Origin of the sequence: Actibacterium sp. XHP0104, assembly GCF_025751515.1 — a bacterium.
Taxonomy (GTDB): domain Bacteria; phylum Pseudomonadota; class Alphaproteobacteria; order Rhodobacterales; family Rhodobacteraceae; genus Actibacterium_D.
On sequence record NZ_JAOWLE010000015.1, the window covers coordinates 1 to 2,716 of the forward strand.

General features: G+C 55.3%; 3 protein-coding genes and 1 tRNA gene. 2 read left to right on the forward strand and 2 right to left on the reverse strand.

Annotated features, from left to right (window positions below; all coding sequences use genetic code 11):
- The first annotated feature begins 43 nt into the window (after positions 1-43).
- Positions 44-120, forward strand: a tRNA-Met gene (locus OE856_RS13650).
- A 189-nt stretch (positions 121-309) separates the two neighbouring features.
- Complete coding sequence (locus OE856_RS13655) at positions 310-819, forward strand: hypothetical protein (protein WP_263716708.1); 510 nt, start codon at positions 310-312, stop codon at positions 817-819.
- Positions 820-998: 179 nt separating this feature from the next.
- Here OE856_RS13655 and OE856_RS13660 read toward each other — a convergent pair whose 3' ends face one another.
- Both OE856_RS13660 and OE856_RS13665 read right to left on the reverse strand, forming a co-directional pair.
- Positions 999-1,307, reverse strand: coding sequence for a hypothetical protein (locus tag OE856_RS13660; protein ID WP_263716709.1), 309 nt, complete (start codon positions 1,305-1,307; stop codon positions 999-1,001).
- Entirely contained in the window at positions 1,307-2,602 is a 1,296-nt protein-coding gene (locus OE856_RS13665) for a phage minor head protein (RefSeq protein WP_263716710.1), read from the reverse strand. The genes OE856_RS13660 and OE856_RS13665 overlap by 1 nt, the downstream gene beginning before the upstream one ends.
- Between the last annotated feature and the right edge of the window lie 114 nt (positions 2,603-2,716).

Below are 2,716 nucleotides of genomic sequence, written 5' to 3' on the forward strand. Positions count from 1 at the left end.
ACAACAACGTATCTCTCAAAACGATCAATCAAAACATCATCGGCGCGGGGTGGAGCAGCCCGGTAGCTCGTCAGGCTCATAACCTGAAGGTCGCAGGTTCAAATCCTGCCCCCGCAACCAAAATAATCACAATATATCAGACAGTTAAATTCCGCCGTCGGGCGGCCGAACGCGTTGTGGATTTGGCGCTGGAAGCAACGTGGAAGCAATAGGGGCGAGGTCCCAGCCCTTGCAAATTAGCAACAGGTCAAGTCTCTTAGGCTCATACAAGCAAAGCGTTGATCCAAACATAAACTAGTGAAAAGCCCCATGACAGCTCCTGAATTCCTAGGCCACATCGACCGCTTCCAGACGATGATAGTCGGCATCGTGGGTTTTCTTGGTGTGATCTGGACGCTGAGTGCGAATGCCCGATACGCTAGATTGGAACATTCCAGGCAACTGAGGATGAGGCGGGCGGTATTACGTCGGATTCTGGCAGCCGAGTTCCGAAACTATTCTGACGCCCTTAAGCGGAATCGTGACGCCATACACTCCAAAGCGGAGGAAGTCTCCGTTGGAAAAATACGGAGGCTTCTGTCCGAGGGCCTCACAGCCGACTTGGGGCTATTGGATCCGGATGAAATTGATATTGTGGTCAACGCACTTATCAGCTTAGACGGCTTTGAACATTGCCTCGAAAGTATTTGTCAGAACAACTTAGGAACTCGGTTCATTATTCCTGCCGAAGCCTTGCCTGCGTTTCGCAACGTCTGTGATAGTACGGCGACTGCGCTCGACTTGGCAGTTGAAGCTATGGAAATGTCCAATGATCGTTAAAGGCGAGCAGTATCTCATTTCCGGCCCTTTGCGGACATCCAGCGGCCAACCCAGATGCTGCGGTCGCAGCCTACATAGCGGACCTTCGCCGCAGGTTCACGAAGTGATGAGTATCGAACTCACGCTTTGCGGGACAAAGTGAGCTTTCGCTGCAAATGCTCCAAGGTCTGCTCTTGTTCTCAGCTCTCGCGGTAATCGACAAAGCTGTCGCCATTCAGCATGAGTTTCCGCCCGGGCAGCGAGTCAAAAAACTCAAGCAATTTGCCGCGCGCTTCGACACTGCGGCCCTTTGAGTGTCGGGAACCCATTGAAGTCCTGAACGCTTTATCGACGCCGTACTCTTCCATGATCTCCTCGTGGAACGGCCCCAAATCATCACGGACCCACCAGTCTTCCCAAAGATTCTGCATACCTTTGGCTGCAATCTCGGCGCGGCGTTTCAGCGTTTCGGCGTCAAGGTCGGTGTAAATGAAGTACTCGATTGCCATCACAGCCTCCCTATGGTGCCGTCAGGGCGAATGATAATCACATCGCCAAGCCCTTCAATGGGCCAGTTTTCAAACTGTTGTCGCAGGGCGTCTTCATCAACGCTGCTATCTTGCAGGCCAATGACGATGTTTGCGGCCTGTCCTTTTTCGACTTTCTCTTGAACTCGTTCCCAAATTCTTCGGGGGTGATCGGTTGACGGTGCATAGTGATCGTAAACCTCGCCGTTTATCAAATAATCTGGACGTTTGAGTCCGTCGACCAGCGGGTTCTGAATGATGTCAAAGCCATTTTGCCCCAGAATCTGCGCGGCTTCATTCTCTCGGCGATGCCCGCGTTGCGTCGCTTCGTCATCGCTCGGGTTGATCGGGGTTGGCTCACCTGGTTGGACTGCAACGATATTCGGCCCGGCTTCTTCTGGGATTGGAGTCGAAATGATGCTGTCGGTCGGATCGCCGGGAATGGGGGAGCCAGTGTTGTTTGGCAAGCCGAGGTCTTCAATTGGGTAGGTTTCAAGCCATTGCTCGATCCGTTCCGGAGTGCAGCCCGGCAGTTGCCCCAAACGGCGCTCGCCTTCCGAAAGTTCCGGGAAAACCTCGACCCAGCCTTGCGCCAGCTCGCCTTCCTGAAGCCGTAAATCTCCGCGTGCGTACGCTTCGCCAACGGCTTCAATGAAATCCTGTAAAGCGCGCTGTTTTGCGGGGCTGCCACCCGCACCCGTGTCAAGAATCGTTCCAGGGTTCAGCAACTCGTAAAGCGCCGCTGCCTCGGCTCCGATGCGCGCGAATTCGGGATTCTTGGGCAGGACTGGATACCCGCCGCTACTGATCCCTTCCTGGACGAGAGCATAGGCTGTCGCCGCCAAGCGACCTTCGACAGTTGTCACATCGACCCCCAGGCGCGCACCTGCCGCATCCACGCGCCGGTCACGCATAGCTTCCGTCCAGGCCTGCAATGCATCAGATGCAAGAAGGGCTGCGCCAATGCTTGTCAGAGCGCGCAAGCCATGTATCGCGTCAGTTGGGTCGAGAGCAGGGACAACACCTGCCGTGGGCGCAAAATCAGCAAGTACCACATTGCTCTGTACGCCCGGCAACACAGGTTCGGCATAGCACCGGCAATTGTGCGCCTCGCCGGGATGCCCGTCTTCCGGCGGATTGTCCCAGCGGAATACGCGGTCATCATAGGCGGCACGGCTGTCACGCACCTTGGCATCGTCCTGCGAGCGCCAAATATACCGCTCAATGCCAAGGTCTTCCTGCCGGAGCTGATTGATCAGCCCTGTGAGCAGCCTCATCTGACTGGTCCAGTTTGATTGTTAGTGCATGATCGTCCTGTGTTCCATCGGGATGATGGATTCCGGGGCCGGTGGGCGATAACCCAATGCACTGTGGGGCCTCTTTGTGTTGTA

Excerpts from the sequence above, each read along its gene's own strand:
- OE856_RS13655 (WP_263716708.1), top strand. The coding sequence starts at position 310 with ATGACAGCTCCTGAATTCCTAGGCCACATCGACCGCTTCCAGACGATG.
- OE856_RS13660 (WP_263716709.1), bottom strand. The coding sequence starts at position 1,307 with ATGGCAATCGAGTACTTCATTTACACCGACCTTGACGCCGAAACGCTG.
- OE856_RS13665 (WP_263716710.1), bottom strand. The coding sequence starts at position 2,602 with ATGAGGCTGCTCACAGGGCTGATCAATCAGCTCCGGCAGGAAGACCTT.